The organism is Mangrovibacter sp. MFB070, assembly GCF_000705335.1.
GTDB lineage: Bacteria > Pseudomonadota > Gammaproteobacteria > Enterobacterales > Enterobacteriaceae > Mangrovibacter > Mangrovibacter plantisponsor.
On sequence record NZ_JJMI01000006.1, the window covers coordinates 1 to 5,552 of the forward strand.

The 5,552-nt window shown below is 48.7% G+C and carries 5 protein-coding genes, 4 tRNA genes and 1 rRNA gene; 2 read left to right on the plus strand and 8 right to left on the minus strand.

What is annotated here, in order from left to right:
- The 5 genes from DT73_RS02730 to DT73_RS02750 form a co-directional block, all read right to left on the minus strand.
- A partial coding sequence (locus DT73_RS02730; protein WP_036103591.1) for a GTP-binding protein occupies positions 1-548 on the minus strand: 548 nt, incomplete at its 3' end.
- A 112-nt stretch (positions 549-660) separates the two neighbouring features.
- Positions 661-736: transfer RNA gene (locus DT73_RS02735), tRNA-Thr, on the minus strand.
- 6 nt (positions 737-742) lie between these two features.
- Positions 743-817, minus strand: a tRNA-Gly gene (locus DT73_RS02740).
- 114 nt (positions 818-931) lie between these two features.
- A tRNA-Tyr gene (locus DT73_RS02745) sits at positions 932-1,016 on the minus strand.
- A 9-nt stretch (positions 1,017-1,025) separates the two neighbouring features.
- Positions 1,026-1,101 (minus strand) — tRNA-Thr (locus DT73_RS02750).
- 336 nt (positions 1,102-1,437) lie between these two features.
- On the opposite strand from DT73_RS02750, the gene DT73_RS02755 reads away from it, so the two are divergent.
- Positions 1,438-1,935 (plus strand): GNAT family N-acetyltransferase, encoded by a 498-nt coding sequence (locus tag DT73_RS02755; RefSeq protein WP_036103594.1) that lies wholly within the window; start codon positions 1,438-1,440, stop codon positions 1,933-1,935.
- Between the two features lie 227 nt (positions 1,936-2,162).
- Positions 2,163-3,089 carry a type I pantothenate kinase gene (coaA, locus tag DT73_RS02760; RefSeq protein ID WP_036103598.1) on the plus strand — a complete coding sequence of 309 codons (927 nt, stop codon included), beginning with the start codon at positions 2,163-2,165 and terminating at the stop codon, positions 3,087-3,089.
- A gap of 32 nt (positions 3,090-3,121) precedes the next feature.
- On the opposite strand, the gene birA is transcribed toward coaA, so the two are convergent.
- The 3 genes from birA to rrf form a co-directional block, all read right to left on the minus strand.
- Positions 3,122-4,084 carry a bifunctional biotin--[acetyl-CoA-carboxylase] ligase/biotin operon repressor BirA gene (gene birA / locus DT73_RS02765; RefSeq protein WP_036103601.1) on the minus strand — a complete coding sequence of 321 codons (963 nt, stop codon included), beginning with the start codon at positions 4,082-4,084 and terminating at the stop codon, positions 3,122-3,124.
- Positions 4,081-5,109, minus strand: a complete 1,029-nt coding sequence (gene murB / locus DT73_RS02770) for a UDP-N-acetylmuramate dehydrogenase (protein ID WP_036103603.1) — start codon at positions 5,107-5,109, stop codon at positions 4,081-4,083. The genes birA and murB overlap by 4 nt, the downstream gene beginning before the upstream one ends.
- A 313-nt stretch (positions 5,110-5,422) precedes the next feature.
- Positions 5,423-5,538, minus strand: a 5S ribosomal RNA gene (rrf, locus tag DT73_RS02775).
- Between the last annotated feature and the right edge of the window lie 14 nt (positions 5,539-5,552).

Sequence of the window (5,552 nt, forward strand, 5' to 3'; positions counted from 1 at the left end):
GCTTCGCCTTCCAGCGCTTTCAGAGCAGAACCACGGATGATCGGGCAGTCGTCGCCCGGGAAGTCGTACTGAGACAGCAGCTCACGAACTTCCATTTCAACCAGTTCCAGCAGCTCTTCGTCATCAACCATGTCACATTTGTTCAGGAACACGATGATGAAAGGAACGCCAACCTGACGACCCAGCAGGATGTGCTCACGAGTCTGCGGCATCGGGCCGTCAGTCGCAGCAACAACCAGGATAGCGCCGTCCATCTGAGCAGCACCGGTGATCATGTTTTTAACATAGTCGGCGTGGCCTGGGCAGTCTACGTGCGCGTAGTGGCGGGTCGGGGTATCGTATTCAACGTGAGAAGTGTTGATGGTGATACCACGTGCTTTTTCTTCCGGCGCGTTATCGATCTGGTCGAATGCGCGAGCGGAACCACCGTAGGTTTTTGCCAGAACGGTAGTGATTGCAGCAGTCAGGGTTGTTTTACCATGGTCAACGTGACCGATAGTACCGACGTTGACGTGCGGTTTTGTACGTTCAAACTTTTCTTTAGACATCGATTGTCCCTCTAAGACACGGATAAATCGGTGATATCACCACATCAACCAGGCATTAAGCCTGAATTAACAGAACGTTAAACAGAATAAAGCAGGGAGGGAGAATAAGAAGTGGTGCTGATAGGCAGATTCGAACTGCCGACCTCACCCTTACCAAGGGTGCGCTCTACCAACTGAGCTATATCAGCACATCTTGGAGCGGGCAGCGGGAATCGAACCCGCATCATCAGCTTGGAAGGCTGAGGTAATAGCCATTATACGATGCCCGCACACTGGAACTCGGCTACCTGATTTTTCTGTCGGAATTATGAGAGGATTTCTCTCAGCATTCGGGTCGCTTAATCTTTTAAACGCCCCGGGCAATACTTATGCATTGCCGAAATTGGTGGTGGGGGAAGGATTCGAACCTTCGAAGTCGATGACGGCAGATTTACAGTCTGCTCCCTTTGGCCGCTCGGGAACCCCACCCGAACTTGATGGTGCCGACTACCGGAATCGAACTGGTGACCTACTGATTACAAGTCAGTTGCTCTACCTACTGAGCTAAGTCGGCATCAAGTAGCGCGCATTCTAGGAACACATGCCCCGTGATGCAACAAAAAAATCGCATAAAATGTTCTATCGCTCACATTTTGCACTACACATCGCAATTATGACTACTTTTCAGCCGGAGGCGAACAAATATCCTTCAGTTTGTTAGCCATGTTAATACTCCAGGGGTTACCCATTCTTTTTTCCCACGCATCATTGCAGTGCATTTTTTATACAACTGGCAGGCAATGGTGCAGAAAGATAGTTCGCAGATTGTTTCTTCGGCCTAATCCATGCATGAGATATGGATCACATTTTGCATTTCTCTGTTTGGTTATCTGTGATGGAGGTTAATGCCATGAAGATTATTCCGCTGAGCCCTACCATGCTATCAGTCTACAGCCAGCAACTATCTGAAGCACTGCCTGGCGCATTGAAAACGACGCAATGCGTACCGGGGGAAGTCTCGGACATAAAAGATGCTATTAGCCGGGGACAATTACTCATGTGGATTGCCAGAGATGAGGAAGGCATTACAGGAGCTATTCAATTAAGGCTGGCACAAACTGACGATGCGATTAACCGTGCAGAGATTAATGCTCTGGTAGTACATCAACGTTGTCGCCGCAGAGGTATTGGCCGCCATCTGCTTGAGACACTGGAAAGTGCAGCACGGGCCCACAAGCGGGGGTTGATTTGCCTGGGAGCCAAAGCAGGCTCTGGTGCAGAGCTTTTTTATCGTGCTCAGGGTTACCGGTGCCTTGGCGAGCTACCGGACTATACGTTTTCTCAGCACAATGGGTTTTCATCTTCCATGATTTATTACAAACGGCTGTTCGCTGCCGTGTCCCTCTGACGACTCAGCCGAAACAAAAAATTGATCTCAGGTGATGCTTTCTTCCTAAAGCATCACCTAAACTTATTTTTTCTTATTATTCGACGCCATCTGGTGATACCCTCCAGACCATTATCAAAATAACTTTTTCTCGGTGTGCCTTGTATCGGTCGCAGACTGGTTGGCTTTTTCAGTGCTGGAATTCGTTGCAATGATCAGGTACATCAGCGAAACAAGAGTATATGTGAATGACTCCTTATCTACAGTTTAACCGGAGCCAGTGGGCTGCACTTCGTGATTCAGTTCCCATGACACTGACCGAAGGTGAGATTGCGCGGTTGAAAGGTATCAATGAAGACCTTTCAATGGAGGAAGTTGCTGAGATTTATTTACCACTTTCTCGTTTGCTTAACTTTTATATCAGTTCAAACCTGCGCCGCCAGGCTGTGCTTGAGCAATTTCTGGGAACCAATGGCCAGAGGATCCCTTATATCATCAGTATTGCCGGAAGTGTTGCGGTAGGGAAAAGCACTACAGCCCGTGTCTTGCAGGCGCTACTCAGCCGCTGGCCAGAACACCGCCGTGTAGAACTCATTACCACAGATGGTTTTTTACACCCTAATGAGGTGCTTAAAGAACGTGGTTTGATGAAAAAGAAAGGGTTCCCGGAATCCTATGATATGTACCGGCTGGTTAAATTTGTTTCTGAGCTGAAATCTGGTGCGCCATCAGTCAGTGCCCCCGTCTATTCTCACCTCATTTATGATGTTATTCCTGATGGGGATAAAACCGTCTCACAACCCGATATATTAATTCTCGAAGGGTTGAATGTTTTGCAAAGTGGCATGGATTATCCTCATGCACCACACCATGTATTTGTTTCAGACTTCGTGGATTTTTCTATTTATGTTGATGCGCCGGAAGAGCTATTGCAAACCTGGTATATCAATCGTTTTCTGAAATTCCGTAAAGGCGCATTCACCGACCCGGATTCGTATTTTCATAATTACGCCCAATTGACAGAGCAGCAGGCTGTCAACGTTGCCACTCAATTATGGCAGGAAATCAATTGGTTAAACCTGAAAGAAAACATTCTGCCAACCAGAGAAAGAGCCAGTCTGATTCTGAGTAAAAGCAGTAATCATGCGGTTGAGCATGTAAGACTAAGAAAATAGATACGCCAAACAGGGGAGCCCTGCCCCCCTGTTTACATCACTCCACGCAATGAAATTTCACCGCCCATCCACGGCGTGATCATACCATTTTGCTCCAGCATCAATGCGCCCTGTTCATTAATACCCCGAGAGATCCCGGTAATTTCCCGCTCGCCAATAATGAGTTTCACAGGGCGGTTAATAAAGTTATCCAGTTTTTCCCAACGTGGCAAAAATGGTGTCAAACCATGGGCCTCAAAAATCAACAGAGCGTCCCGCAAGGCATTGATAAGATAAATTGCCAGTTGATTACGGTCGATTGAAACACCCGCCTCTTGCAGGCTGATCCACCCCTGATTAACAATGGTTGACTCAACATTACGCATTGTCAGGTTGATCCCCGCGCCACTGACGATATGCGCAGCATCACCTGTTTTCCCTGTTAGTTCAGTTAAAATGCCCGCAAGTTTTCGGTCATGAAGATAGAGGTCATTAGGCCATTTTACACGCACCTGATCTGCGCCCAGGGCATGAAGCACTTCTGCCATAATGATGCCAATCACCAGGCTCAGGCCTACAGCTGCCGCCGGACCTTGTTCAAGTTTCCAGTACATGGAAAGATAGAGGTTGGCTCCGAATGGTGAAAACCACTGACGACCCCGGCGCCCTCGCCCTGCCTGCTGGTATTCAGCAATACAAACATCACCAGAATTAAGAGAATCGATACGCTCAATGAGGTACTGGTTAGTTGAATCAATAACGGGGAGAACCGTCACGTTCCCTGCGGTGACACCCGCCTGCACAACATCAGCGCTAAGTAGCTGGATGGGCTCTGGCAGGCTGTAACCTTTGCCGGGTACGGTGAAAACGTCAATACCCCAATCGCGCAGTGTTTGAATATGCTTATTAATTGCTGCCCGGCTCATACCCAGGTGTTCGCCCAGTTGTTCTCCCGAGTGAAATTCACCGTCCGACAAAATAGAAATAAGCGTTAATGGTACTTTATTGTCCTTCATGCAATCGCCTCCACGGCACTGACTTCACCCTGACGACCAATGAAGCGCACTTCGGGTTCCAGCCATACATTGAATTTCTCACCGACCTTCTGACGCACGTTTCGGGCAAGGTTCACAACATCTTCGCTGGTTGCATTATTGGCATTAACCAGTACTAATGCCTGATTCTGATGCACTGCGGCTCCCCCCGCCTGGTAGCCTTTTAACCCACACTGGTCGATAAGCCACCCTGCGGCCAGTTTAACGGTGCCATCTGTCTGGGGATAATGAGGTATTTTGGGGTAGTGTTGCAGCAGTTCATCTGCAGTTATTGCATCTACTACTGGGTTTTTGAAGAAACTACCAGCATTACCCTGTACCGCCGGATCCGGTAATTTGGTACGGCGCATATGACACACTGCATCAAATATTTGCTGTGGTGTAACACTGTCTTTTGCCAGTTGTGCTAAATCACCATATGTAATTAATGGTACCCACTGCTTAGGCAGGCGAAAACCTACGGCGACAATGGCCATTCGGTCTTTATATTCATGTTTAAAAACGCTGTCCCGGTAGGCAAACTGGCACTCCTCTGCGCTCAGGCGCAGCACCTCACTGGTTTCCAGATTGATACAGTCGACGTAGGCGCACACATCTTTTACTTCGCGGCCATATGCGCCAATATTCTGGATAGGTGATGACCCAACACAGCCAGGTATTAGTGCAAGGTTTTCCAGGCCAGCGATACCCTTCTTCAGGGAAAACTCGACCAGATGGTGCCAGTTTTCACCGGCCCCAACATGCAGTAGCCAGTTATTGCTATCTTCTTCAATGTGGATTCCGGCAATACGGTTAAGAATAACTGTGCCAGAAAAGTCATCGAGGAACAGGAGATTACTCCCTTCCCCTACGATTAAAGCAGGCTGCTGAGCGCCCTGCGCACTTTGCCAGGCAGAAACAATCTCTGCCGCTGAATTTGCAATAACGATATGCTGCGCGCAGACATCTATGCCAAAGGTATGAAATGGTTTTAACGTATTGCTCATGAACGCTCTTCCTGCTGACCGACAGCAATTAGTGTAACCGATTCATGGTGTAATGGCTTGTCACAAGAAGGATTTTGATACCAGCCAGATTGATAGCAAAAATACGGCTCAGACTCCTATCACGCAGAGTATTGCCTGAGTCTTGCTGCCCGAATGTATCCCTGAGGAGTGGCGCAGGGGCACGGTGGCCGGGATCACCTGACGGGAACTGTCTCCGGGTGTGAAACTGCAGGTAAGTGGCTGAACAGCTGAACAGCCTGAAGCACAAAAGCAAAAAACCCCCAGCTTTCGCTGAGGGTTCTTCTTAATTGAAGCCTGGCAGTTCCCTACTCTCGCATGGGGAGACCCCACACTACCATCGGCGCTACGGCGTTTCACTTCTGAGTTCGGCATGGGGTCAGGTGGGACCACCGCGCTCTTGCCGCCAGGCATATTCTGTTTTA